Annotated in this window: 16 protein-coding genes and 1 riboswitch; of the genes, 9 read left to right on the top strand and 7 right to left on the bottom strand. The window is 63.8% G+C overall.

Annotation, left to right across the window (positions count from 1 at the left end; all coding sequences use genetic code 11):
- Window positions 1–173: 173 nt before the first annotated feature.
- From AIOL_RS22455 to AIOL_RS25760, 3 genes are all read left to right on the top strand, one after another.
- The gene (locus AIOL_RS22455) at window positions 174–1,430 is read left to right on the top strand and encodes an SAM-dependent methyltransferase (protein WP_049645029.1); all 1,257 of its coding nucleotides are present in this window, start codon (window positions 174–176) and stop codon (window positions 1,428–1,430) included.
- Between the two features lie 355 nt (window positions 1,431–1,785).
- Window positions 1,786–5,079, top strand: coding sequence for a carbamoyl-phosphate synthase large subunit (gene carB / locus AIOL_RS22450; protein ID WP_049645028.1), 3,294 nt, complete (start codon window positions 1,786–1,788; stop codon window positions 5,077–5,079).
- 655 nt (window positions 5,080–5,734) lie between these two features.
- Complete coding sequence (locus AIOL_RS25760; RefSeq protein ID WP_200898777.1) at window positions 5,735–5,908, top strand: hypothetical protein; 174 nt, start codon at window positions 5,735–5,737, stop codon at window positions 5,906–5,908.
- A gap of 430 nt (window positions 5,909–6,338) precedes the next feature.
- Here the strand turns inward: AIOL_RS25760 and AIOL_RS25755 are convergent, their stop codons facing one another.
- From AIOL_RS25755 to AIOL_RS22440, 3 genes are all read right to left on the bottom strand, one after another.
- Window positions 6,339–6,500: a hypothetical protein gene (locus AIOL_RS25755; protein WP_200898804.1), complete on the bottom strand. Its 162-nt coding sequence runs from the start codon at window positions 6,498–6,500 to the stop codon at window positions 6,339–6,341.
- Window positions 6,501–6,600: 100 nt separating this feature from the next.
- Window positions 6,601–8,166, bottom strand: coding sequence for a methyltransferase domain-containing protein (locus AIOL_RS22445; RefSeq protein WP_049645027.1), 1,566 nt, complete (start codon window positions 8,164–8,166; stop codon window positions 6,601–6,603).
- Window positions 8,163–9,914: a phytanoyl-CoA dioxygenase family protein gene (locus tag AIOL_RS22440; RefSeq protein ID WP_160314550.1), complete on the bottom strand. Its 1,752-nt coding sequence runs from the start codon at window positions 9,912–9,914 to the stop codon at window positions 8,163–8,165. Before AIOL_RS22440 ends, AIOL_RS22445 begins: the two co-directional genes overlap by 4 nt.
- 386 nt (window positions 9,915–10,300) lie before the next feature.
- Between AIOL_RS22440 and AIOL_RS24030 the strand changes: the two genes are divergently transcribed.
- The gene (locus tag AIOL_RS24030) at window positions 10,301–11,623 is read left to right on the top strand and encodes a Hint domain-containing protein (protein WP_053101342.1); all 1,323 of its coding nucleotides are present in this window, start codon (window positions 10,301–10,303) and stop codon (window positions 11,621–11,623) included.
- A 600-nt stretch (window positions 11,624–12,223) separates the two neighbouring features.
- On the opposite strand, the gene AIOL_RS22430 is transcribed toward AIOL_RS24030, so the two are convergent.
- Window positions 12,224–12,781 carry a gamma-glutamylcyclotransferase family protein gene (locus tag AIOL_RS22430; RefSeq protein ID WP_049645025.1) on the bottom strand — a complete coding sequence of 186 codons (558 nt, stop codon included), beginning with the start codon at window positions 12,779–12,781 and terminating at the stop codon, window positions 12,224–12,226.
- Between the two features lie 74 nt (window positions 12,782–12,855).
- A riboswitch (glycine riboswitch) is annotated at window positions 12,856–12,945 on the top strand.
- Window positions 12,946–13,086: 141 nt separating this feature from the next.
- On the opposite strand from AIOL_RS22430, the gene gcvT reads away from it, so the two are divergent.
- The 3 genes from gcvT (at window position 13,087) to gcvP (ending at window position 17,505) form a co-directional block, all read left to right on the top strand.
- Complete coding sequence (gene gcvT / locus AIOL_RS22425; protein ID WP_049645625.1) at window positions 13,087–14,205, top strand: glycine cleavage system aminomethyltransferase GcvT; 1,119 nt, start codon at window positions 13,087–13,089, stop codon at window positions 14,203–14,205.
- Window positions 14,206–14,223: 18 nt separating this feature from the next.
- On the top strand, window positions 14,224–14,583 hold the full coding sequence (gcvH, locus tag AIOL_RS22420; RefSeq protein ID WP_049645024.1) for a glycine cleavage system protein GcvH: 360 nt from the start codon (window positions 14,224–14,226) through the stop codon (window positions 14,581–14,583).
- 81 nt (window positions 14,584–14,664) lie between these two features.
- Window positions 14,665–17,505 carry an aminomethyl-transferring glycine dehydrogenase gene (gene gcvP, locus AIOL_RS22415; RefSeq protein WP_049645023.1) on the top strand — a complete coding sequence of 947 codons (2,841 nt, stop codon included), beginning with the start codon at window positions 14,665–14,667 and terminating at the stop codon, window positions 17,503–17,505.
- A gap of 349 nt (window positions 17,506–17,854) precedes the next feature.
- Here the strand turns inward: gcvP and melA are convergent, their stop codons facing one another.
- A complete protein-coding gene (gene melA / locus AIOL_RS22410) occupies window positions 17,855–19,222 on the bottom strand; it encodes an alpha-glucosidase/alpha-galactosidase (RefSeq protein WP_049645022.1) in 1,368 nt (455 codons plus the stop codon).
- A gap of 120 nt (window positions 19,223–19,342) precedes the next feature.
- Here melA and AIOL_RS22405 point away from each other — a divergent pair, with 120 nt between their 5' ends.
- Both AIOL_RS22405 and AIOL_RS22400 read left to right on the top strand, forming a co-directional pair.
- On the top strand, window positions 19,343–21,361 hold the full coding sequence (locus AIOL_RS22405; RefSeq protein ID WP_049645021.1) for an aldo/keto reductase: 2,019 nt from the start codon (window positions 19,343–19,345) through the stop codon (window positions 21,359–21,361).
- 27 nt (window positions 21,362–21,388) lie between these two features.
- Entirely contained in the window at window positions 21,389–22,129 is a 741-nt protein-coding gene (locus AIOL_RS22400; protein ID WP_049645020.1) for an SDR family NAD(P)-dependent oxidoreductase, read from the top strand.
- Window positions 22,130–22,164: 35 nt separating this feature from the next.
- Here AIOL_RS22400 and AIOL_RS22395 read toward each other — a convergent pair whose 3' ends face one another.
- Both AIOL_RS22395 and AIOL_RS22390 read right to left on the bottom strand, forming a co-directional pair.
- Window positions 22,165–24,225: a bifunctional aldolase/short-chain dehydrogenase gene (locus tag AIOL_RS22395; protein ID WP_200898776.1), complete on the bottom strand. Its 2,061-nt coding sequence runs from the start codon at window positions 24,223–24,225 to the stop codon at window positions 22,165–22,167.
- A gap of 33 nt (window positions 24,226–24,258) precedes the next feature.
- A complete protein-coding gene (locus AIOL_RS22390) occupies window positions 24,259–25,257 on the bottom strand; it encodes a sugar-binding transcriptional regulator (RefSeq protein ID WP_082152739.1) in 999 nt (332 codons plus the stop codon).
- Window positions 25,258–25,260 lie beyond the last annotated feature (3 nt).

The following is a 25,260-nucleotide window of genomic DNA, read 5'->3' as shown; positions in this document are numbered from 1 at the left end:
TTGACCCCTGATCGCGGGCGAAGTCAAGGCGCCAGATCGCGCATCGCACGCCAAAATCTAGACAAACGCCTGAACCTTTGGCAAAATCCCCCGGAATTTTACGTCTCTGCGGCGCCGGGAACGTGGCACCGCACCGTCTTAGACGGCGCAAATGAGTGTCGAGGGGGGGCGACATGTGGGAGAAACTCTTTGATCATATGATGGCGACCGTGTTCCAATCCGGTAGCCTCAAAGTCAACTTTCCAAGCGGAAGGACCGAGATCTATGGGGACGGGACCCGTGATCTGGTCGAGGTCTCGTTTACGACCAGGCAGGCGCTGCGCCAGCTGCTGTTGAACCCGGATCTCTACGCCGGCGAGACCTATATGGACGGCACCATGGTGGTCGAGGGCGACGATCTGCGCGGCTTCCTATCGCTCATCGTCGAGAATGTCGGCAGGGACAACGTGACCACCTGGCAGCGCTGGCTGGGCAGGCTGCGCACCTGGAAGCGCCGGATGAACCAGCGCAACCGCCTTGGGATCGCGCGCAAGAACGTGGCGCATCACTACGACCTGTCGGGGGCGCTCTACGACCTCTTTTTGGACACCGACAAGCAGTATAGCTGCGCCTATTTCCGCACGCCCCAGGACACGCTGGAACAGGCTCAGGCGCAAAAGAAGGCGCATATCGGCAAGAAGCTTTTGATCGAGAAGGACATGACCGTCCTGGATATCGGCTGCGGCTGGGGCGGCATGGGGCTGACGCTGGCGCGCGACTTCGGCGCGCGGGTGGTGGGCGTGACGCTCAGCGAGGAACAGCACAAGGTGGCCTGCGCCCGCGCCAAGGCCGAGGGCCTGGACGACCGCGTGGAGTTCCGCCTGCAGGACTACCGCGAGGTGCCCGAGACCTTCGACCGGATCGTCAGCGTGGGCATGTTCGAGCATGTCGGCGTACCGCATTACGAGGAGTATTTCGGCCAGGTCCGCAACAAGCTCAACGATGGCGGCGTCGCGCTGATCCACACGATTGGCCGGGTGGCCCCACCGGGCTTCACCAACCCATGGGTGCTGAAATACATCTTCCCCGGCGGCTATGTGCCCTCGATGTCCGAGGCGCTGGTGCCGATCGAGAACCAGGACCTCTACCCGACCGATATCGAGGTCTGGCGGCTGCATTACGCGGAAACCCTGCGCCATTGGCACGAACGGTTCATGGCCAATTATGACCGCGTCGAGGAGCTCTACGATGCGCGGTTCTGCCGGATGTGGCGCTGGTACCTGGTCGCCTCCGAGATGACCTTTCGCTACAACAGGCAATGCGTGTTCCAGTTCCAGCTGGCCAAAAAGCAAGAGGCGGTGCCGCTCACGCGCGAGTATCTCTGCGCGGACGCGACCGGCCCATCGCCGAAGAGGAAACGCAGCTCGCGGGTGCACCACGCGGCCGAGTAACCACCGCAGCTCCTACAGCACGCGCGGGAAAGAACAGGGCAACCGAGCATGGGCACCCCAATCCTCAGACGCGCGGCGGTGCGCTGACGCGCTGACGCATAGCGATACCGCTTGGGCCGAGTTCCGGTCGCCCAACACCCGTCTCGTCGTGGCGCAGATGGTGGAGCTGCGCGGGCCCTTCCCCGGCGACTTCCCGACCGCCGCGCTGGGAAGCGCGACCATGATCTTGCTTTTCCTGGCGGTCACGCGAGGCATCCGGGCATAGGGGGTTGCGCCCGCGCGACCCATGCCTATAACCCCCGACAATTTGGACACCCCCGCCAGGGCGCCAGCTTACGGACATCGGGAGCGGCACATGCCGAAGCGCACAGACATCCAGTCGATCATGATCATCGGCGCGGGTCCAATCATCATCGGCCAAGCCTGCGAGTTCGACTACTCCGGCGCGCAGGCCTGTAAGGCGCTCAAGGAGGAGGGCTACCGGGTGATCCTGGTGAACTCCAACCCCGCCACGATCATGACCGATCCCGGCCTGGCCGATGCCACCTATATCGAGCCCATCACGCCAGAGGTGGTCGCCACCATCATCGAGAAAGAGCGCCCCGACGCGCTGCTGCCCACCATGGGCGGGCAGACCGGGCTGAACACCTCGCTGGCGCTCGAAGAGATGGGCGTGCTGGACAAGTTCAACGTCGAGATGATCGGCGCAAAGCGCGAAGCCATCGAGATGGCCGAGGACCGCAAGCTCTTCCGCGAGGCGATGGACCGGCTGGGCATCGAGAACCCCCGCGCCACCATCGCCAACACGATGGAGGAATGCATGGGCGCGCTGGAGGATATCGGCCTGCCCGCGATCATCCGCCCCGCCTTCACCATGGGCGGCACCGGCGGCGGCGTGGCCAATAACCGCGCCGAGTTCGAGCATATCTGCAAGACCGGCCTGGACGCCTCCCCCGTCAACCAGATCCTGATCGACGAAAGCCTGCTGGGCTGGAAGGAATTCGAGATGGAGGTCGTGCGCGACCGCGCCGACAACGCCATCATCGTCTGCGCCATCGAGAACGTGGACCCGATGGGCGTGCACACGGGCGATTCGATCACCGTGGCCCCGGCGCTCACGCTGACCGACAAAGAATACCAGATCATGCGCAACCACTCGATTGCGGTGCTGCGCGAGATCGGGGTCGAGACCGGCGGCTCGAACGTGCAATGGGCGGTGAACCCCGAGGACGGCCGCATGGTGGTGATCGAGATGAACCCGCGGGTGTCGCGGTCCTCCGCCCTGGCGTCCAAGGCCACGGGCTTTCCGATCGCCAAGATCGCGGCGAAGCTGGCCGTGGGCTACACGCTGGACGAGCTCGACAACGACATCACCAAGGTCACGCCCGCATCCTTTGAGCCGACGATTGACTACGTCGTCACCAAGATCCCGAAATTCGCCTTCGAGAAGTTCCCCGGCGCCGAGCCGCACCTGACCACCGCGATGAAATCCGTGGGCGAGGTGATGTCCATCGGGCGCACCTTCCACGAGAGCGTGCAAAAGGCGCTGGCCTCGATGGAAAGCGGCCTGACCGGCTTTGACGAGGTCGCGGTCCCCGGTCTCGGGGAAGATCCCGCCGCCCTGACCAAGCTCATCGCCGCGCAGCACCCCGACCGGCTGCGCCGCATCGCCCAGGCCATGCGCGAGGGCATGTCCAACGACGACATCCAGGCGGTCACCGCCTTTGATCCCTGGTTCCTGGACCGCATCCGCGAGATCATCGACGCCGAGGCGCAGGTCCGCAAGGACGGCCTGCCGGTGACCGAACAGGGCCTGCGCCGGCTCAAGATGCTGGGCTTCACCGACGCGCGGCTGGGCAAGCTGACCGGCCGGGACGAGGACAATGTGCGCGCCGCGCGCCGCAACCTTGGGGTGAACGCGGTCTTCAAGCGCATCGACACCTGTGCGGCCGAGTTCGAGGCCCAGACGCCCTATATGTACTCCACCTACGAGACCCCCGTGATGGGCGAGGTGGAATGCGAGGCCCGCCCCTCGGAGGCCAAGAAGGTCGTGATCCTGGGCGGCGGCCCGAACCGGATCGGCCAGGGCATCGAGTTCGACTATTGCTGCTGCCACGCCTGCTATGCGCTCTCAGATGCGGGTTACGAGACCATCATGGTCAACTGCAACCCCGAGACGGTCTCGACCGACTATGACACGTCCGACAGGCTCTACTTTGAGCCCCTCACATTCGAGCATGTGATGGAGATCCTGCGGGTGGAGCAGGACAATGGCAACCTGCACGGCGTGATCGTGCAATTCGGCGGGCAGACCCCGCTGAAGCTGGCGAATGCCCTGCACGACGCGGGCATTCCGATCCTGGGCACCTCGCCCGATAGCATCGACTGGGCCGAGGATCGCGAGCGCTTCCAGGCGCTGGTGAACGACCTGGGCCTGCACCAACCCAACAATGCCATCGCCTCGACCGATGAAGAGGCGCTGAGCAAGGCCGAGGAGATCGGCTTCCCGCTGGTGATCCGCCCCTCCTATGTGCTGGGCGGGCGCGCGATGGAGATCGTGCGCGACATGGAGCAGCTGCGCCGCTACATCGCCGAGGCCGTGGTTGTGTCCGGTGACAGCCCGGTGCTGCTCGACAGCTATCTGTCTGGCGCGGTGGAGGTGGATGTGGACTGCCTCTGCGACGGCGAGAATGTGCATATCGCGGGCGTGATGCAGCATATCGAGGAGGCCGGCGTGCATTCCGGCGACAGCGCCTGCTGCCTGCCGCCGCACTCGCTTTCCGCCGACATGATCGCCGAGCTAGAGCGCCAATCCGTGGCGCTGGCGCGCGCGCTGAACGTGGTCGGGCTGATGAACGTGCAATACGCGGTCAAGGACGGCACGGTCTACCTGATCGAGGTGAACCCGCGCGCCTCGCGCACGGTGCCGTTCGTGGCCAAGGCCACCGACAGCGCCATCGCGGCCATCGCCTCGCGGCTGATGGCGGGCGAGCCGCTCTCGAACTTCCCCAAGCGCGCGGCCTACCCGCAGGCAGAGCGGCACGAGCCGATGCCCCTGGCGGACCCGATGACGCTGGTGGACCCGAACATGCCGTGGTTCAGCGTGAAGGAGGCGGTGATGCCCTTTAACCGCTTCCCCGGCGTGGACACGCTGCTGGGGCCAGAGATGCGCTCCACCGGCGAGGTCATGGGCTGGGCGCGCAGCTTCCCGCGCGCGTTCCTGAAGGCGCAGATGGGCGCGGGCACGATCCTGCCGACCGAGGGCACGGTGTTCTTCTCGATCAAGGACGACGACAAGACGCCGCAGCTGGTCGAGACGGCGCGGACGCTGGTAGAGCTGGGCTTTGCGATCCTGGCGACCCGCGGCACGGCGAGCTTTCTCGAGGCGAACGGCATCGCCTCCGAGGTGGTCAACAAGGCCTATGAGGGCGGGCGCACCATCGTGGACGTGATGAAGGATGGCGGCGTGACGCTGGTGATGAACACAACCGAGGGCAAGCAGGCGGTCGAGGACAGCCGCTCGATGCGCGCCGTGGCCCTGGCGGACCGGATCCCCTACTACACAACCGCCGCGGCGGCCCATGCGGCGGCGCTAGCGATGCAGGCGCGCCAAGAGGGCGAGATCGGGGTGCGGGCGCTGCAGGGGTGAAGCCTGGTCAATCGACAATAGCCCCGATTCGCGGGCGACAGTACATCGGTCAAATAAATCGGCTGGGCTTCTAGATGTGGTGGCCGCCGAATCGGTTTGCGCCACATAGCGAATTTTCCTGTGGATAACTACTGGAAAAGTTATTGACAGTCGCAGATTTTGATGTAAAACGTGCCGTATGGCACAAAATGCGGGTCAATACCGCTTTTTGCTGCGTCTCCCTTGACATGCGGCACTAGGTCGCGCGATATTGATGTCGTCGACCGGCTTGAATCGTTGACGTCGCCGCGACTGCAATCGCGACGACGCCTGCAAACCGGTTCCGCCAGTAGTCTGAAGGCCACGGCGGGGTTTTGGATGCAAGGCGAGATTAAGTTCCTCTCCTCGAGACTGTCAAGATGGCCTTCGCCCATTATGGTCAAGGAGCCATCAAAATGACGAAACGTTACTACGTTAACGACAATTCTCAACCTAACGGCGATCACGAGGTGCACAAAGAAGGCTGCGCGTGGATGCCGGGCGCAGGCAACCGCACCTACCTCGGGGAACATGATCACTGTTCCACCGCGGTCGCCGCAGCGCGCCGCCATTACAGTCAAGTGAACGGTTGCTATCACTGCTCTAGGGCATGCCACACACAATAGGAGAATTGATCATGGCCAAGAACAAACCATACGGCGACAACCAAAGAATTGGCGCCGTCAAAGGTAGGTCCCAAACAAAAACGCCGTCTGGGAATTATGTGAAGCGGGACACCAGCACCGGAAGGTTCATGGACGTCAAGACTTCCGATAAGTCGCCTTTCAAGGGTGTTCGGAAAGAAAAATGAGGCTAGGCTCGGTTGGCGGCGGCAATTTGATCGCCGCCAACTTTGGAAATCAAACACGCCTCACCGCCGCGAAATCCTCGCCCTGACCACCGCAGCACCCACCGTTGCCCAAGGCAAGAAACCTGACGGCGGGACCACCATGGCTCCAAATACGAGGGCCGGGTCGAGATCACCCAGAACGGCCACGATGTCGGCTTCGCCTGGACCATAGGCAACGACAGCTATCGCGGCGTGGGCCGGGTGGATGGCCGGGTCGTGACGGTCAACTGGGGGTCGGCCACGCCGGTGGTCTATGTCTGGATGCCCGACGGCACGCTGCACGGCACCTGGGACGGTGGCTTGGCGCTGGAAAAACTGACCCCGGGCTAAGCCCTTGTATGGAAACGATTGCCATACACGTGCCCGACAAAAGTCCGACGCTTTGCCGACGCTAATCCGACGCCGCTTTTTCGGCCCCAACGCGGCTTAGCCAGCCGTCCACCAGCGCGGTCTCGGCGGCGCTCAGCGGCTGGTGCCTGGGGTATCTGGGCACCGCGCGGTCGTCCAGCACTAGCGCCTCCCAGCCGTCCGTGGACTCAAAGAATCGCGCCACGCCCGCCGCCATCCGTGCAGGCGCTCTTACATCGGCCCGGCGCCGCTGGGGAGGTTCGTGCGCAGTGTCCAATGGCCCCTTTGCCACCAAGGCATCGACGTTATGCGTCCTGACTGTCGCCGGGCGCAATGATCCCGTATTTTACGTAGGTCGGAAGGGCGCGTGTTAGTATCTTTGTTATTTTTTCGGAGAAGGCCTGGTCTTCGAAGCCGTTGGGGAACCCGTATCTCTTTTGGTCATGAATGCTCATGCTCGTTATCTTTTTTCGGAGCGCGGTGACCGCCTGTTGCGGTGTGTTCCCATCTAATTCGTGGAGAAATAGCCCGTCGAACCAGTTGACCGTTATGGCCCCACCAAGGACCTGCGACGCGTGCCCAGTTCCGCCTTCTCGCTCGAAATCTCGCGTCCAAATCGCCCGCGACGTCGTGGACGAGAGTTTGTATTTGGTGTCCGCGCGCGCGACCGGCTTGTGGGGGTCGCATGTAACTGGCTGAAAGAGGCCTGCGCCCGCCGCATCTAGCAAAACAGCCTGCAGCTCTTGTTTGGACCACCCCCTGGCGGCCCCATCCGAAAACAGAGACGAAACATCGTGATGCCCCGAGCAAATACGATCCACCAAAAACCGAAACATCTCGTTCTCAAAGCTCACTTTGCGGCGCACAAGCGTTGCGTTCCGCGGAAAAACATACGGATATCTGGTCGCCGCCACCTTGAAGTCATCAAGTGTCATACCGGCCCGGTCGGGGCTGGGCTTGCGCTGGAAAATGTCCCATCGGAAAAGCTCGTGCGACAATAGGCTGCCGCGGATTTGGGCCTGTGTGCCATCCAAGGCATCAAGCGAGAACACATGCTCTTCGGCCAGCAAGTTGCGAGGGTTGTTGCGGGAAAGCGACGGGGACCCGGCATACTCGCAATTGATATGCTTCAGCCGCTCTGCAACCTGGCCGAAATACTCCGGTGAGAAGTGCTGATTTGCATATTCATGCGCCAAGTATCGAGGGTCTCTGGCCTTCAGCTCCTGGATGTCCTCCGCGAGGGACGGATACCTTCGAAACAGTGGAAGGCCTTCCGCGTGAAAACCCTCCACGTCTTTAAGGGCAAGTCGCGTTCTGTCCACGATGTCGGAGTTTTCGCCGTTTGCGCAATTTGCAATCAAGCGAAAGAGGGTCTCCATTTTGGTGCCCCCGGGACGGACGAAATGGCAAAAGTAGAATAGCCCCCCTGGCGCGATCAACTTGTCTACCGCTTGGATCAGCGTGGCTTTAACCGCCTCGGAAACCCAAGACATGATGCCATGTGCGGTCACATAGTCGAACGGGTCTTCGTTGTCGTGAATACACTCATCAAATGACGCGCAGCGAAATTCTGTGTTGGTAAGACCGCTGTCTTTGGCGAGCCTTTCCGCCTCCCGAATGTGATCAGGATTCATATCCACGCCGACAAACTTTGCGTGCGGATAACACGCTGCCAACAAGATCAGCGTAACGCCCGCCCCACAGCCCAAGTCGATATATCGAAACGGCTGGCGAAAGTCCGGGACGGATTCGCAATGCGCGGCGGCGGCGAAACTCAATAGGCACGGCGCCTGGTGGCGGATGTATCCAGGGATGTAGGACAGGCTTGTGACATACCCGTCTTCCGAGAGATTTCGATCATGGTTCGTCATGGTGTTTCCCCGCAGGCCCAGCGCACCAGGGGTTGGTCTTCAACCGGAAACTTCGACAGAGTGTCGGCGGAAATGTTAAGTGCCGACTGCAAGTTGAAGTTCTGATAGTCCCTGTACCAAGGCTTTTGGTAGACAAGGCTGATGACCGGCCGCGCGGTTGCGGAGTTGTTGGCCATTCCGCGATGCAGCAATCGGCAGTCCATAAGGTAACAATCGCCGATTTTGGTGTCTGGGAACGTGCGCGACTGAATTTCGGGCTCAGTAGCACCTGTCCGGTGCGACCCCAAAACCATCTCGGTTGATCCGTTCTGCTTGTTGAGCGGAACAAGCGGCAAAAGGACAGCAATGCTGTACGATGGCACTTCAAGCGACGGCATTTCCGGAAACAAGACATCGTTGTCGCGATGCCATTGTTGCGCGTCAGAGCCATCAAGGGACATAACCGAAGTGGCGCTGCCCAAGATGCAGTCCGCACCCAGAAGCTCGCGCATCAACGTGACCAGTCGCGGGGATGCCAAGGTTTCAGGTTGCCCGATGACGCCCGCCGTATCGAGGCTTAGCATGTAACGCCGATCCCCAACGCGCAGGGCCCGCCCGGCCCGAATGTCGGCGCTGAACTTCGAACCGGATTGAGCCACTTCCTTGAACGCAGATATGATGTGTTCCACGGAAAACGCGCCGCGTACATGTAGCGCGCCATGTTCGCGGAACCGCGCCGCGGCACGTGAAGGCCGCTTTTTGATGTTCACAAAGGGGCAATCCGCGTTCCTCTGCGGGGGGTCTTTTTGGGTGCGGGTCATAGGGGACGCGGGGAACATGATTTTACACGCTTGCGACAGGCTGCTAAATTTGCGCGTCGCCTCGCGCGCCACAACGGATCCCAGCCCGTCATTCGTCAGGTCGTAAAAACTCATGTCATAGCAGTACTTTAGCGTCCCAAACACGGCCATGACCGGCAGACTCTCTAATAGGAACTCTCGCGAAAACTCCGGGATTCTCGCAAGCTTCGACATGTAGATCTGCAGGTCATGCGCATCGCTTTGGGCGATGGCGTTATCCTTGTATGCGCCTGGCTGCAGTAGCGTCGCGGCGACCCGCGCCGCGCCACTAAAGAGCATATGCAGCGAAAGGCCGGGAGGCGCCAAAACCGCGTCGTCCCAATCGATAAACGTGGGTCGATGGCCTTGAGCGAGTAGCACATTTCCAACGTTCAGATCCGTGTGCTCAAGTGTCAGACGCGCCTGATCGAGCCCGCGTGTTTTGGCAAGGATCTTCTCGGAACAGGCCTCCAGTGTCGCGCGGATAGCGTTGCGAGCGTCCTCCTGCACGAACCTAAAGAGGTTGCCGCGCGAGTGGTGCAGCCCCTCAGGCACCGCGTTCGGGTCGGCGGCCAGCCGGTTTACCAGGGCCAAACATTCGGCAGGATCAAAGACGGGCAGTTGAGAGAGCCTCGACAGGTTGTTTGACGCCGCGACCTGGGACTCGGCGTAGGCCGACAGAATTTCTGCGCGCGTGGCGCGCGCGTTTCCGTCCGCCACGGCCACATGCGCCAGGATCGTGGTTCTGGTCTCGGGGTCGTGCTTTATGAGGGCCGGGACTGCGGTCCCCAGCACGTCGGCGATGGCCGGGAAGGCGTCTGGGGCGCTTGTGATCTCTCTTTTGCGATGTTTGACAACAACCTTAAACCCGGTCGGATCCGTTCCGCGCCAGACCGACGACCAGGGTGAATCCGTCAATAGATCGCTCAATGTAACTCCAGATCGCTGAACGACCTGATCTACCGCTGCCGGTAGGTCTTCTAAAAACATCTGCCTCACCACGAATCACGCCGATTTAAACGGCTGTTTTATCGAAGTCTTCTTTTTTGCGATTGTTTTCTATTTGAGATCAGTGCGTTTCTCCAGCGGAACAATAACGCGATTTCGCCTATACTTGGCCTCATTTGGCGTCGGTGTGGTGCGCTTTTCGGACGCGACCTGCAGCGCCTTTGGCCCGGTTTGGTCCTCGTGCCGGCCCCTTTGGTGAAGCACCTGACCCTTCAGCAGATGTTAATAATTGGCCTCAAGGGCGCCCGCTCAGGACGAGCTGTCGCTGACTTCTTGAAGTTCAAACATTTGCCGAAAGGTACGTTAGAATGGCGACGATAAATGGCGACGACAACAACAACACGCTAAACGGCACAGGCGGCGGGGATGACATCTATGGTGGGGGCGGAAACGACACCATCAGAGGCAATAATGGCTTTGACACGATATACGGGGATGTCCCAGAAGCGCTCGTGGGCAGTATTGGCGTGGTCGGTAAGCCAGCTAAGGGAGCTGCTAAGGTAGGTAAAATCACCAGTGGCAACGACTTCATCGATGGTGGCGCCAACCAGGACCTGATCTTCGGGGACGGCGGGAACGACACGATCAAAGGCGGGTCACAGTCCGATGTCTTGTATGGGGACTATAACCCTGACCTGTATGGTATCGCGAAAATTGGTAAGACGCTCGGCAAAGCGCTGCCTGGCGATGACCTGTTTCAGTTCGACAATATAGGCGATGGCTACGGCGACCAAATTTTTGGCGGTGATGGCTTTTTGCCCGGAACGGACGCAACGACAGGAAAGCCAGGAAAGGTAGGAAAGTTCGGTTCAGACAACGACACTCTGGATCTAACCAACACCACCTTGGGCGGGTCCGGTATCACCGCCACGGTCGCAACGACGACTGACAGCGACGGGAATGGGTTTGACGGAACGGTCACTTGGCGAAACGAGGACGGCCAAGTCGTCGGGACGCTCCAATTCGAGAACATCGAGAACATCATCAATAACTCGGTGCCTTGCTTTGTGTCCGGCACGTTGATCGACACCCCCGATGGCAAAACGCCGATTGAAACTCTGAAAGTCGGTGACAAGGTCATAACTGCCGATAATGGCCCGCAGACTATTCGTTGGATTGGCGCAAAGCAGTTGGGTCCTGAGGCGTTGACAGAAAATCCGAACTTACGCCCAATTCGCATCGCAGCGGGTTGCCTTGGCAATGGGCTGCCCGAGTCAGACCTGGTTGTGTCACCCCAACATAGGGTGCTGCTCCAGTCGAACATTGTAGAGCGGGTGTTTGGATCCAAAGAGGTCCTGGTCGCGGCGAAAAAGCTACTGAGCTTGCCGGGCGTTTCCGTCGACGAAGAGATGGAATCCCTAACCTATTGGCACATCCTGCTTGATCAGCACGAAGTCGTCTTGGCCAACGGCGCACAAACCGAGAGCTTGTATCTTGGGCGCGAGGGCCTCAAGTCCATGACGGCAGCGGCGCGCAAGGAAATCTCGCTGTTGTTCCCAGAGATCTCTAGCCCGAGTTTTGTCCCAAGGGCCTCTCGCCCCTTCCAACAAAAGGCAGGAAAGATCGACAATATTGTCGCTCGCCATGTCAAAAACAACATGTCACTGCAGAGCGGCTCGGCGCTGAGATAGACACAAGTATCAAACAGGCGGTTTGATCATCTTTGTGATCTTTCGGCCCGTTTGCGAATCTCTCTGGCCGCGCCCGCCACGCGTTTGCGGTGATTTCCGGGATTCGGACGGATGCGTCCCACGAGCTATCTGCGCGCCTTGAAGATCACGCGGTCGAAACTGTAGGCGCGTCTGGCAAACGTCCGGCCTTTATCTGATGGCTCAGGTAAAAGGCCGGACGCTACACAAAGCTATCCGGCAATCAAAAACAACTTTGCGGACGGTGGTGGGTATGCAGGCGACAAACTGCGCGATGCCATGGCCAAGGTCGATGGTCCAACAATCGAGATCGTGACACGCCCGCCCGGCGTGACTGGCCTCAAGGTCATCGCGCGATGCCGGGTGGATGGCCACGGCGTGACCGTCAACTGGGGGCGACCACGCCGGTGGTCGCCGGTGGTCGCCGGTGGTCGCCGGTGGTCTATGTCTGGATGCCCGACGGCACGCTGCACGGCACCTGGGACGGTGGCTTGGCGCTGGAAAAACTGACCCCGGGCTAAGCCTTTGTATGGAAACGATTGCCATACACATGCCCGACAAAAATCCGACGCTTTGCCGACGCTAATCCGACACCACTTTTTCGGCCCCAACGCGGCTTAGCCAGCCGTCCACCAGCGCGGTCTCGGCGGCGCTCAGCGGCTGGTGCCTGGGGTATCTGGGCACCGCGCGGTCGTCCAGCACCAGCGCCTCCCAACCGGCCGTGGTCTCAAAGAATCGCGCCACCCCCGCCTCGCCGAAGACCCGCAGAAAGCCCTGCACGACCACGTCGATGTACCTCAGCAGCAGCTTGGGCCGGGCGGTGTTTGGGTTCCAATTCTCCTCCGGCACCGCATAGACCTCCACCGGCAATCGGGGGTCCACCAGGGTGCTGACGTCATGGCGCTGATAGCCCCATTCCCGGGCGTCCAGGGCCTGCCAATCCGCGCCGGGCACGCGCGCGACCAGCCCGTCGATCTCCGAGCAACCGTCTGAAACTACAGACAAAAAAGCCACGTCCCGCAGCGTCGTGTTGCGCCAGACCCGCCGCCATCCGCGCAGGCGCGCGGGCACCGCGTCGGGGTAGTCATGGGTCGCCGCGTTGACCAGCGAGCCGTAGCCAAAAAAGTGAGGATCCGTCATCCGCCCGTGGTGCCCGGACGCGGCCGCGATAGCAACCCCCTTGCCAGAACGGCATGCACCGGTGTACCCGTTCTGCGACCTGCTAGGGAGAATCGGCCTCACCGCCGATGCCGAAGGAGCAACCGCCCCGGTAAACTCTCAGGCGCCAGGACCTGGCAGGGCGCAAAGGACTCTGGAGAGACCCGCGATCAGAGCGGGCGCCGAAGGGATAACGATCTCAGGCGCAAGGACAGAGGGGGCATCGGTTCGGTGGATCGTCCACTGGGCGCGGTGCCGGACGCTTTCCGGTAGAGGATATGGGCCCGATGGGTGACGATCTGCGCCGGACGCAACTGTTTGATTTGCATGTGGAATTGGGCGCCAAACTGGTGCCCTTCGCGGGCTATGAGATGCCCGTGCAATACCCGATGGGCGTGCTGAAAGAGCACCTGCATTGCCGCACCCAGGCGGGGCTGTTTGACGTCAGCCATATGGGTCAGGTGCTCCTCCGCCCTAAGACGGGCGTCCTCGCGGCCGGCGCGCTGGAGCGGCTGGTGCCGCAGGATCTTGTGGGCCTGAAGAAGGGCCGCCAACGCTATGCGTTCTTCACCAACGAGTCCGGCGGGATCCTGGACGACCTGATGGTGGCCAACCGCGGCGATCACCTGTTCTTGGTGGTCAACGCGGCCTGCAAGGCGGCAGACATTGCCCATATGCGCGCCGCACTACCCGATTGCGAGATCGAAGAGATCACCGACCGCGCGCTCCTGGCGCTGCAGGGGCCTGGCGCAGAAGCTGTCCTGGACAGGATCGCGCCCGGAACGGGCGCCATGCGTTTCATGGACGTGGCCGTGATGGCCTCGGAGTTCGGCGCGCTTTGGGTCTCGCGCTCAGGCTATACCGGCGAGGACGGGTTCGAGATCTCGGTGCCTGGCGGCGCGGCGCAGGACCTTGCCCGCGCGATCCTCCAGGATGACACCGTCGCGCCCATCGGGCTCGGCGCGCGGGACAGCCTACGGCTGGAGGCCGGGCTCTGCCTTTATGGCAATGACATCGACGAGACCACGAGCCCCGTCGAGGCGGGTCTTGAATGGGCGATGCAGAAGGCGCGCAAGCCGGGCGGCGCCCGCGAGGGCGGCTTTCCCGGCGCGGACCGGATCCTGCAAGAGCTGACCGAAGGCGCCCCCCGCCGCCGGGTGGGCCTGCGCCCCGAGGGGCGCGCTCCGATGCGCGCCGGTACGGAAATTTTCAATGAGAACGGGGACATGATCGGCGCCGTGACCAGCGGCGCCTTCGGGCCCTCCATCGAGGCGCCCATGTCCATGGGCTACGTCACCCCCCAGCATGCCGAGATCGGCACGCAGGTCTTCGGCGAGGTGCGTGGCAAGCGCCTGCCCGCCACCATAACCGGGCTGCCGTTCCGACCCGCCGGGTTCAAACGCTAAATCAAGGGAGAAAAACACATGAAATTCACCGAAGAGCACGAATGGCTCCGCGTCGAGGGCGACCTGGTCGTCGTGGGCATCACCGAGCACGCCAGCGAGCAGCTGGGCGACGTGGTGTTCGTCGAGCTGCCCGAGCCAGGCACCGAGGTCGTCAAGGATGACGAGGTCGCCGTGATCGAGAGCGTCAAGGCCGCCTCGGACATCCTGGCGCCGGTGGATGGCGAGATCGTTGAGGTGAACGAGGCCATCGTGGAGGAGCCAAGCAAGGTCAACGAGGACCCGATGGAAAGCGCCTGGTTCTTTAAGATGAAGATCGAGGACATGGCTGTGCTGGACGATCTCATGGACGAGGCCGCCTATAAGGACTTCATCGGCTAGGGAGCGCCAAAATTTTTCAAAAATTTTGGTTCGAAATCCTTAGAGGATTTCGGTCCCTGTCAGCGCAAAACGGAGCGACGCATGCCTTTCACGCCCACCGACTATCAGCCCTATGACTTCGCCAACCGGCGCCATATCGGCCCCTCTCCCGCCGAGATGTCCGACATGCTCGGCGCTTTGGGCGTCGGCTCCCTGCACGAGCTGATCGACCAGACCGTGCCCGCCTCGATCCGCCAGGCCGAGCCGCTGACCGGGCAGCCCATGTCCGAGCGCCAGCTCTTGTGGCACATGCGCCAGATCGCCGGGCAGAACCGCGTCTTCTCCACCATGATCGGGCAGGGCTATCACGGCACGGTCACCCCGCCCGCGATCCAGCGCAACATCCTAGAGAACCCCGCCTGGTACACCGCCTACACGCCCTATCAGCCCGAGATCAGCCAGGGACGGCTGGAGGCTTTGCTGAACTACCAGACCATGATCAGCGACCTCACCGGCTTGGATATCGCCAACGCCTCGCTCTTGGACGAGGCCACCGCCGCGGCCGAGGCCATGGCCATGGCCGAGCGCGTCAGCAAGACCAAGGCGCGCGGGTTTTTCATCGACGAGAACTGCCACCCGCAGAACATCGCCGTGATGCAGACCCGCGCCGAACCCCTTGGATTCGAGCTGATCATCGGCGCGCCGGAGGATATGCCAAGCGAGGGGCTCTTTGGCGCGATCTTCCAATACCCCGGCACTTATGGGCACCTGAGCGATTTCTCCGGCCAGATGGAGGTGCTGCACGCCCAGAAAGCCCTAGGGATCGTGATCGCCGACCCGCTGGCTTTGACCCTGCTTAAGGAACCTGGCGCGATGGGCGCCGATATCGCCGTGGGCTCGACCCAGCGCTTCGGCGTGCCCATGGGCTATGGCGGGCCGCATGCCGCCTATATGGCCTGCCGCGACGCGCATAAGCGCGCCATGCCGGGCCGTATCGTGGGCGTCTCGATCGACGCGCGCGGCAACAAGGCCTACCGCCTCAGCCTGCAAACCCGCGAGCAGCATATCCGCCGCGAGAAGGCCACCAGCAATGTCTGCACCGCGCAGGCGCTCCTGGCGGTGATGGCGAGCTTTTATGCGGTCTTCCACGGGCCGGAGGGGCTTAAGGCCATCGCTCAGCGCATCCACCGCAAGACCGTGCGCGTGGCCCGCGGGCTGGAGGAGTACGGCTTCACCGTCGCGCCCGCCGCCTTCTTTGACACGATCACCGTGGATGTCGGCCCCCTGCGCGAGGCGATCTTTGCCGAGGCCGCCCGGCAGCGCATCAACCTGCGCCGCGTGGGCGAGACCAGCTTGGGCATCACCCTGGACGAGACCACCCGCCCCGCCACCATCGAGCGGCTCTGGCACGCGTTTGGGATCGAGCGCAAGGCCGGCCACACCGCCGAGTACCGCGTGCCCGAGGGGCTGCATCGCCGCTCCGACTACCTCACCCACCCGGTCTTCCACATGAACCGCGCCGAGACCGAGATGATGCGCTATATGCGCCGTCTGGCCGACCGCGACCTGGCGCTGGACCGCGCGATGATCCCCCTGGGCTCCTGCACGATGAAGCTGAACGCCGCCGTCGAGATGGCGCCCATCACCTGGCCCGAATTCGCCAATATCCACCCCTTCGCCCCCGCCGACCAGGTCGAGGGCTACGCGCATATGCTGAAGGACCTCTCGGCCAAGCTGTGTGAAATCACCGGCTATGACGCGATGTCGATGCAGCCGAACTCTGGCGCCCAGGGCGAGTACGCGGGGCTTCTGACCATCGCCAACTATCACAAGGCGCGCGGCGAAGGGCATCGCGATGTCTGCCTGATCCCGGTCAGCGCGCATGGCACCAATCCGGCCAGCGCCCAGATGTGCGGGATGGAGGTCGTGGTGGTCAAATCCGCCGAGAATGGCGATATCGACCTTGAGGACTTCCGCGCCAAGGCCGAGGCCGCGGGGGACCGCCTGGCCGCCTGCATGATCACCTACCCCTCGACCCATGGCGTGTTCGAGGAGACCGTGCGCGAGGTCTGCGACATCACCCACGATCACGGCGGGCAGGTCTATCTGGACGGGGCGAACCTGAACGCCCTGGTCGGGCTGGCCAAGCCGGGCGAGATCGGCTCGGACGTCTCGCATTTGAACCTGCACAAGACCTTCTGCATCCCCCATGGCGGCGGCGGGCCCGGGATGGGCCCCATCGGCGTGAAGGCGCATCTGGCCGAGCACCTGCCGGGCCATCCCGAGACCGGGGGCGCGGCCGGACCCGTCTCGGCGGCACCCTACGGCTCGGCCGCGATCCTGCCGATCTCCTGGGCCTATGTGCTCTTGATGGGCGGCGAGGGCCTGACCCAAGCGACCCGCGTGGCGATCCTGAACGCCAACTACATCGCCAAGCGCCTGGAGGGGGCCTATAACATCCTCTTCACCGGCAAATCGGGCCGCATCGCGCATGAGTGCATCCTCGACACCCGCCCCTTCGCCGAGCACGGCATCACCGTGGACGACATCGCCAAGCGCCTGATCGACAACGGCTTCCATGCCCCGACCATGAGCTGGCCCGTGGCGGGCACGCTCATGGTGGAGCCCACCGAGAGCGAGACCAAGGCCGAGCTGGACCGCTTCTGCGACGCCATGCTAGACATTCGCGCCGAGATCGACGCGGTGGCCGCAGGCGACATCGACGCCGAGAACAACCCGCTCAAAAACGCGCCCCACACGGTCGAGGATCTGGTGGGCGACTGGGACCGCCCCTACACGCGCGAGCAGGGCTGCTATCCCGCCGGGGCATTTCGGGTGGACAAGTACTGGGCACCTGTCAATCGCGTGGACAACGTCTATGGCGACCGGCACCTGGTCTGCACCTGCCCGCCGTTGGAGGAGTATCTCGAAGCGGCAGAGTGAGGCTTTGGCGTCAAACCCGAGGCACTATTTGCCTGGGGCGGGCAGTGGAGACCTGCCGCCCCGGACTTGATCCGGGGCCTCCACCCTGAGCCAAGCGCAACGCGGGCAGCGGCAGACCTGGAGGTCGCTTGCGCAACGGGTCAAGCAACGACGACATCTCTGGAAACCGAAACGGATCAAGTAGATGCGACGTAGCAAAAGCGGCCTCCTGGGGGAGGTCGGCCGCTGCCCGAGGCAAGCTCGGGCGGTTGCGCGGCTTGGGGACCGTTGCGTCTGGTGTCGGCAAGCGTTGTTTGGGCGGTGTGCTTGAGCCCGAATGCCCGCTCCAGGCCAGAACCCCCGGTTTCGCCTAAGCCACCGCGCGGTGCCCCTTGCCGCGCGCCCAGGCGGGGTTCCAGTCGCCATGCGCTTCTAGCAGGTCGTCCACCAGCGCCCATATTTGATCAAGGTCCAGCTCGGCCGCGGTATGCGGGTCCAGCATCGCCGCGTGGTAGAGATGCTCGCGCTTCTCCTCCATCAGCGCGGCCACGGTCAGCTCTTGCACGTTGATGTTGGTGCGCATCAGCGCCACGCATTGCGGCGGCAGGGTATCGACCTTGGTGGGCTGCACGCCGTTGCGGTCCACCAGGCAGGGCAGCTCGACCGCGCAGGCGTCCGGCAGCTGCGGGATGAGCCCGTTATTGCGAACGTTGCCATAGATCACCGAGGGCTTGCCGGTCCAAACGCTCTCGACGATGTCAGAGGCGTATTCCACGCTCTCCTGAACCTCGATGGTCTGCGCCGATTTGAATACCTCTGCCTGGGCGGCCCAGTCCGCCACCTGCTCGACGCAGCGCTGCGGGTACTCATCCAGCGGGATGCCGAAGCGCTCGATCAGGTCGGGGCGGTCTCGCTTGATGAACCAGGGCACGTATTCGGCGAAATGCTCAGAGCTTTCGGTCACAAACAGCCCCAGTCGCGTCATCATCTCGTAGCGCACCTTGTTGGGGCAGCGCGGGTTCCAAGAGGACGGCAGCGGGATCTTGCCCGCGGCGTAGCCCGCAAAGAGGTCGGGGTAGAGGTCGCGATAGGTGCCGTCGGCCAGGATCTCTTCGAACTTCAGGAAGAAGGCCATGTGGTTGATCCCCGCCACCTGATAGCGGATCTTGCCCACGGGGATGGCCAGGTCACGCGCCAGCTCCTCGGCGGTCAGGGGCACCGAATGGCACAGGCCCACTTGACGGATCTGCGGGAACTTCTCGGCTATCGCCCATGTGTTGATCGCCATCGGGTTCACATATTGCATCAGGATCGCATCGGGGCAGACCGCGAGCATATCTTCGCAGACGCGCCAGAGATGCGGCACGGTGCGCAGCCCGCGCATGATCCCGCCAATGCCCAGCGTGTCGGCGATGGTCTGGCGCAGGCCAAACTTCTTGGGGACCTCGAAATCGGTGACTGTGCAGGGCTCGTAGCCGCCGATCTGGAAGGCGGTGACGACGAAGTCGGCGCCCTCCAGGGCCTCGCGCTGGTCCAAATGCGTGCTGACCGTGGCGCCCACGCCGAGGCTGGCGATGATCTTCTTGGCGACCAGCTCGGACTCCGCCAGCCGCGCCGCGTCGATGTCCATAAGCGCCAGATGGGTCTCGCCCAGGCCCGGGCGGGACAGCACGTCACCCACGATGTTCTTCATAAAGACGGTCGATCCCGCGCCCACAAATGCCAGCTTCGGTCCCATCGCACGCACTCCAAAGAAGGTTACTCGCACTCAGCAAAACCAATCTGGCGGAAGATGCAAGAGCCGCGTTGCGTCCGTCCACGCGCTGGGGCACGCTCTGTCTCAATTAGGGAGTATTTTATGGATCAGGTCAGGTGGGGCATCATTGGCCCGGGCGCAATCGCGGGCAACTTCGCGCAAGGATTGGCGGAATGCGACAGCGGTCGCCTAGAGGCCATCGCCAGCCGCTCACCAGAGCGGCGCGCGGCCTTCGGGCACCGCTTCGGCGTGGGGCTGCGGTTTGACAGCTACGCCGCGCTGATCGCCTCCGACGCCGTGGACGCGATCTACATCGCCACCCCGCATCCCACGCATGCGCAGCTTTCCATCGACGCGCTGCGCGCCGGCAAGCACGTGCTGTGCGAGAAGCCCGCGGGGCTGGTGGCCGGGGAGGTCGTGGCTGTGACCGAGGTGGCCGCCCAAGAGGGCCGCTTCTTCATGGAGGGGCTGATGTATCGCTGCCATCCGCAGATCGCGCGGGTGGTCGAGATGATCCAGGCGGGCGAGATCGGCGCGGTGCGGCATATCTCGGCGCAGTTCGGCTTCGCGGCGGGCTATGACCCGGCCTCGCGGCTCTATGACCCGGCACTGGCGGGCGGCGCGATCCTGGATGTGGGGCTCTACCCGGTGTCCTTCGCGCGCTTGATCGCGGGGGCGGCGCAGGGCTTGCCCTTTGCCGAGCCGCTGCAGGTCGCGGGCACCGGCGCGCTGACCAAGGACGGCGTGGACGAGACCGCGTTTTGCTCGCTGCTCTTTGAGGGCGGGGTAACGGCCGAGCTGGGCACGGCGATCAGCCTGGCAATGGAAAACACAGCGACGATCATCGGCACCAAGGGCCAGATCCATTTGCCCGATCCCTGGATGCCGGGCCGCGATGCAGGCCCCTCGGACGCGGTGATCGTTATACGCCGTGATGGCGAGGAGTGCCCGCAAGGGCGCGAGGAGCACATCAAAGACCCCTGCATCCTCTTTGCGCATGAGGCGGAGCTTGCCAGCTCCGCGATCCTCGCGGGCCAGACCCAGGCGCCCGCCCCGGCGCCGTCCTGGGCCGACAGCATTGGAACCGCTCGGGTGGTCGATGCTTGGCGCGCGCAGGCGGGCTATACCTTGCCAGCCGAGACCCCGAAGGGTCTCCGCAGGATCGCGGGCAGCATGCCCGCCGCCCGTCCAGAGATGCCCATGGCGCGGATCGCGGGGCTCGACCGCGACGTCTCCAAGCTCATCATCGGCTGCGACAACCGCGACACGCTGGCCGAGGGCGCGATCGTCTGGGACGCTTGGATCGAGGCCGGGGGCAATGCGTTCGACACCGGGTTCGTCTATGGCGGCGGGCGGCATGAGGCGGTTCTGGGCGACTGGATCGCCACGCGCGGCCTCGCCAAAGAGGTCGTGGTGATCGCCAAGGGCGCGCACACGCCCTACTGCACGCCCCGCGCCATCGCAGCGCAGCTGGAGATCTCGCTGGAGCGGTTGCAGCTTGACCACGCGCCCATCTACATCATGCATCGCGACAACCTGGATGTGCCCGTGGGCGAGTTCATGGACGCGTTGAACGCGTTGCAGGCCAAGGGGCTGATCGGCGCTATCGGCGGCTCGAACTGGTCGGTGGCGCGCTTCCAAGAGGCGAACGCCTATGCCGCGGCCAATGGCTTGAACCCGCTGACGATCCTGAACAACAACCTCTCGCTGGCGCGGATGGAGCAGCCCGTCTGGCCGGGCTGCATCTCGTCAAATGATCCCACAACCCTCGGCTTCCTGCGCGACAGCGGCACCGCGCATCTCAGCTGGTCCAGCCAGGCCCGCGGGTATTTCTTTGATGTGGGCACGCGCACAGAGCTGCCCGAGGACACCAACCCCGACACCTGCTTTGCCAGCGCGGGCAATGCCGAGCGGCGCCGCCGCGCCACGGCGCTTGCTTCTGAAAGGGGCGTCGAACCCTTCCAGGTCGCCGCCGCCTGGGTGCTGGAGCAAAGCTTTCCCTCCTTCGCGCTGATCGGGCCGCGCTCGCCCGGCGAGATCGCCACCACCCTGCCCGCGCTTGCGGTCTCGCTCAGCCCGCGAGAGATCGCCTGGCTTAACCTGGACACTGAAACACTGTGACCGCCGACATCAAAGTAAGGAACGTACATGCCTGACCAACCTATTGCTCTGATCACCGGCGGCGGCCGCGGCATTGGCTATGCCTGCGCCGAGGCCCTGGCCGAGGACGGCGCGCGCATCGTGATCGCTGATCTGGAGAACGCCGCAGAGGCGGCCGCCGATTTCGGCGGCCATGGCTACGCCTGCGACGTCGGCCAGCCCGATCAGATCGCGGTACTTTTTGACCAGGTGGAAACAGAGGTCGGCCCCGTCACGCAACTCGTAAACTGCGCCGGCATCTCTGGCCCCGCGCCGTTCCTAGAGATGAGCGTCGAGCAGTTCTCTCACGTGATCGACGTCAACCTGAAGGGCACTTTTCTTTGCACGCAGAGGGCCGCAAGGACCATGGTGGCACAGGGGCTGACGGGCGCGGTGGTCAACATGTCCTCGATCAATGCGCAGGTCGCCATCCCGGACATCGCGGCCTATTGCGCCTCGAAGGGCGGCGTGATGCAGGTCACCAAGGCCGCAGCACTTGCCCTGGCCCCGCACGGCATCCGGGTGAACGCCGTGGGGCCGGGCTCCATCGACACGGCGATGATGTCGGCGGTGAATTCCAGCCCCGAGGCCATGGCCCGCGCGATGTCGCGCACGCCGCTGCAGCGAGTGGGCACGGCGCGCGAGATCGGCGACGTTGTCGCGTTTCTGGCCGGCCCTAAGGCCAGCTACATCACCGGCGAGACGGTCTATGTGGACGGCGGGCGGCTGGGCTTGAACTATACGTGCTAGAGCGTTTACGCCGCCACCGCCACGCGGCGGCTCCGCTACCGCAGCTCCGCCTCTGTGTTGCCGCCATCCACGGTGACCACATGGCCGGTGGTGCGCTCCATCAGGGCGAGGTTCACGAACCCGTCGGCGACGTGACGGGCCTCGACCTCGCGACCCAATAGATTGCCGCCCATATAGGTCTCTTCGCTGACACCGCGCGCCGCCGCGCGCTCTTTGATGAAACCATCCGTCAGCAGGCCAGAGCGGATCCGATCGGCGTTCATCCCGTTCACGCGGATGCCGGACCCGGCCAGCTCCAGCGTAAGCTGGCGCATCAGGAAAAGCGTGGCGGCCTTGGGCGTGCCATAGGCGCCCATATTCTTGCCGGGGTTGATCGCCTGCTTGGAGATGTTGAACAGGATCTGCCCGCCGCGCCCCTGCTCTTGCATGAGCCGCGCCGCAGCGGTGGCGAAGTTCTTGTGGGCGAAGAAGTTCAGCTCGAAGGCCTTTCGGAAGGCCGCGTCGTCCAGCTCGAGCATCGCGCCCCCCGTGGCGCTGCCCGCGTTCGAGACCAGGATGTCCAGCCCGCCAAACCTGAGGACCGCGGCCCGCAGGGCCGCCTCCGCGGCGCCCGCCTCGGTGATGTCGCAGGCATGGCCCGCATGCCAGCGCCCCAGGCTCTCCAGCGCCGTATCCAGCGCGCCCTGGTCCAGATCCACCAGCATCACATTCGCGCCCTTCGCGGCGAAGGCCTTGGCCGTGGCCAGCCCGATCGCCCCCGCGCCGCCAGTGACCATCACCACCTTGCCCTGGAAGGGCGGCGGGGCGCCCTTGCCCAGCTTGGCCTGCTCCAGCGACCAGTATTCGCAGTCGAACATGTCCTTTTCATTCAACGGGTAGAACCCGCCCGCGTCCTCGCCCACGGCACGCACGCGCAGGTTCTGCTCGGCCAGGTCGGCGGCGGCGCTCGCCGCCTTGGCGTTGCCGCCGATGCCGAGGACGCCCACGCCCTCGATCCAGGCGTGTTTGGGGTCCGGGGTCAGCAGGGTCTTGGGCTCATTGGCGTTGGGCGCTTGGCGCTCGAAATAGGCGCGGTAATCATCGGCGAAGCTCTCGACCTTGGCCTTGATCGCCTCGCGGCTCTCCAGGTCCGCGCGCCGCAGCACCAGCGGCCGCCCCTTGGTCCGCAGTACGTGGTCGGGCGAGGCCATGCCGCGGGTGGCCAGCGCGTCCACATCCGGGCGCGTCATAAACGCGTGCGTGTGCTCGCCATTGCGCAGATCAAAGACCGGCATCGCCCCATCGCGATCCGCATTCACCTCGGCGATCACCCCGCGCAGCACCGGCAGCGCGTCCAACCCGTCGGCAGGCACGCGCTCGCCGATGGGGGTCAGCGTCTCCATCCCCAGATACGCGGCCACCTCGTTGGTGTGCTGCACGATCTTGTCATAGCTCGCCTGGGCCGTCGGCCCGAAGGCGAAATGCCCGTGCTGGATCAGCAAAAGCCCCTCGACATCCGGGTTCTGCTCGTAGACCTCGGCGGCCTTCTTGGCGAGCCCGAACCCGGGCATGATATAGGGCACGATGCCCAGCCGGTCGCCGAATATCTCGCGGCAGACCTCCTCGGCATTCGGCAGGTCGGCCAGCACCAGGAAGGGCGTCGCGTGGGTGTGATCAACGTATTTATGCGGCAGGAAGGCGTGCAGCAGGGTCTCCACCGAGGGGTTCGGGGACTTCGAATCCAGCAGACTGGAGCGCTGGTAGTTCACCATGTCCTCGTCGCTGAGCGCGTCCAGCGCGCGCAGCTTAAGCAGAGGCTCCAGCCAGACGCCCGGCAGCCCCGCCGCCTCGATCACATCCAGATCCCAGCCCGAGCCCTTCACATGCAGCACGTCTTGCATCTGGCCGAACAGGTCCGGCCGCTGCAGCTTGACCGAGGTGTTGCCACCGCCATGCATCAACAGATCCGGGTTCTGCCCAATCAGGCGCGAGGTGTAGACCCGTTCGCCAAGCTCCTGATCCGCAGGATCAGCCCCGGCCTCGGACCGCCATTCCCCTGCTTTGCCCGCGTCATACCAGTTCTCGATCATCGCTTTCTCATCCAGGTTTGCGCCCATGCATTCCGGCGCTGGTTAATCTCTTTATCGTGCTCAGGCGGCCTGCTCTAATAGGCGCCGCGCGGTTGCGGTGCAGGTGGCCAGATGGGTCGCATAGCCGCCGCGGATCACGGCCAGGGCGGGCGAGGCGCGCTCTGGCCCCGAGGCCACCAAGAACCCCATTTCCTTGCCGCGCATCTCCTCCAGGGTGACGCCGATCATACGCGCGTCGATCTCGCCTGGAATGGGCGCGCCAGAGGCGTCGATGAAGCGCCCGCAGATCACCGCCGCGGCGCCGCGCGCGCGGTAATCCTGCAGGCCCGCCTCGTCCACCACGCCCGAGGCCACCACATGGCTGACCGCGCTACAGCTCCCGGCGGCAAAGATCGTCTTGTTGCAGGCGCGCACCGCCTCAAGCTGGCGCGCGATGGAGGGCTCCGCGCTCAGTTGCTTGGCCAGGCCCGCATCGCTCAGCACCAGCGGCGCGTGCAGGTTCACGCATTCCGCGCTGAGCCGCCGCGCGAGGTTGGCCGAACAGGTCTCGGCTGCAAAGCCCAGCGGCGTGGCCTGCGAGCCCACAAGCTGCACAACCGTCATGTCGTCAATCGGCGTGTCGGCGGCGGCGTCGGAGACCTCGAACACCGTCTGCCCCCAGGACACGCCCAACCGGTCGCCGGGCGCCAAAAGCCGCGGCAGCCAATCCGCCGCCCCGCGCGCGACGCGCTTCAGCGAGGCCGTCTCGTCCTCGCCATCGGGATAGACCTGCACCGCCGTCAGGCCGAACGCATCGGCCAGCTCCTGCGACAGGCTGTGCTCGACAAAGACCTCTGGGTGCATCGTCACCCGCACATAGCCGCGCGCCTTCGCCTCTTGCAGGTAGTTCACCACCGAAGCGCGGCTGACCCCCAGCATCGCAGCAATGTCAGACTGCTTCTTGCCGTCAAAGTAATAGGCCCAGGCCGCGCGGATCATGTGATCAATGGCGGTCGGGTCCGCCTTGGGAGAGACCAGGCGCGGTTTGCGATCCACAGCAGAGGCGGGGTTGGCGGGCATATG

The organism is Candidatus Rhodobacter oscarellae (assembly GCF_001078595.1).
GTDB classification, from domain to species: Bacteria; Pseudomonadota; Alphaproteobacteria; order Rhodobacterales; family Rhodobacteraceae; genus Rhodobacter_B; species Rhodobacter_B oscarellae.
Note: the sequence above shows the minus strand (reverse complement) of the source record. Positions and strands in the feature narration are given on the sequence as shown.

Excerpts from the sequence above, each read along its gene's own strand:
- AIOL_RS22445 (WP_049645027.1), bottom strand. The coding sequence starts at position 8,166 with ATGACGAACCATGATCGAAATCTCTCGGAAGACGGGTATGTCACAAGC.
- AIOL_RS24030 (WP_053101342.1), top strand. The coding sequence starts at position 10,301 with ATGGCGACGATAAATGGCGACGACAACAACAACACGCTAAACGGCACA.
- gcvP (WP_049645023.1), top strand. The coding sequence starts at position 14,665 with ATGCCTTTCACGCCCACCGACTATCAGCCCTATGACTTCGCCAACCGG.
- melA (WP_049645022.1), bottom strand. The coding sequence starts at position 19,222 with ATGGGACCGAAGCTGGCATTTGTGGGCGCGGGATCGACCGTCTTTATG.
- AIOL_RS22390 (WP_082152739.1), bottom strand. The coding sequence starts at position 25,257 with ATGCCCGCCAACCCCGCCTCTGCTGTGGATCGCAAACCGCGCCTGGTC.
- gcvT (WP_049645625.1), top strand. The coding sequence starts at position 13,087 with ATGGGTGACGATCTGCGCCGGACGCAACTGTTTGATTTGCATGTGGAA.
- AIOL_RS22405 (WP_049645021.1), top strand. The coding sequence starts at position 19,343 with ATGGATCAGGTCAGGTGGGGCATCATTGGCCCGGGCGCAATCGCGGGC.
- AIOL_RS25760 (WP_200898777.1), top strand. The coding sequence starts at position 5,735 with ATGGCCAAGAACAAACCATACGGCGACAACCAAAGAATTGGCGCCGTC.
- AIOL_RS22400 (WP_049645020.1), top strand. The coding sequence starts at position 21,389 with ATGCCTGACCAACCTATTGCTCTGATCACCGGCGGCGGCCGCGGCATT.
- AIOL_RS22430 (WP_049645025.1), bottom strand. The coding sequence starts at position 12,781 with ATGACGGATCCTCACTTTTTTGGCTACGGCTCGCTGGTCAACGCGGCG.
- carB (WP_049645028.1), top strand. The coding sequence starts at position 1,786 with ATGCCGAAGCGCACAGACATCCAGTCGATCATGATCATCGGCGCGGGT.
- AIOL_RS22395 (WP_200898776.1), bottom strand. The coding sequence starts at position 24,225 with ATGGGCGCAAACCTGGATGAGAAAGCGATGATCGAGAACTGGTATGAC.
- gcvH (WP_049645024.1), top strand. The coding sequence starts at position 14,224 with ATGAAATTCACCGAAGAGCACGAATGGCTCCGCGTCGAGGGCGACCTG.
- AIOL_RS22455 (WP_049645029.1), top strand. The coding sequence starts at position 174 with ATGTGGGAGAAACTCTTTGATCATATGATGGCGACCGTGTTCCAATCC.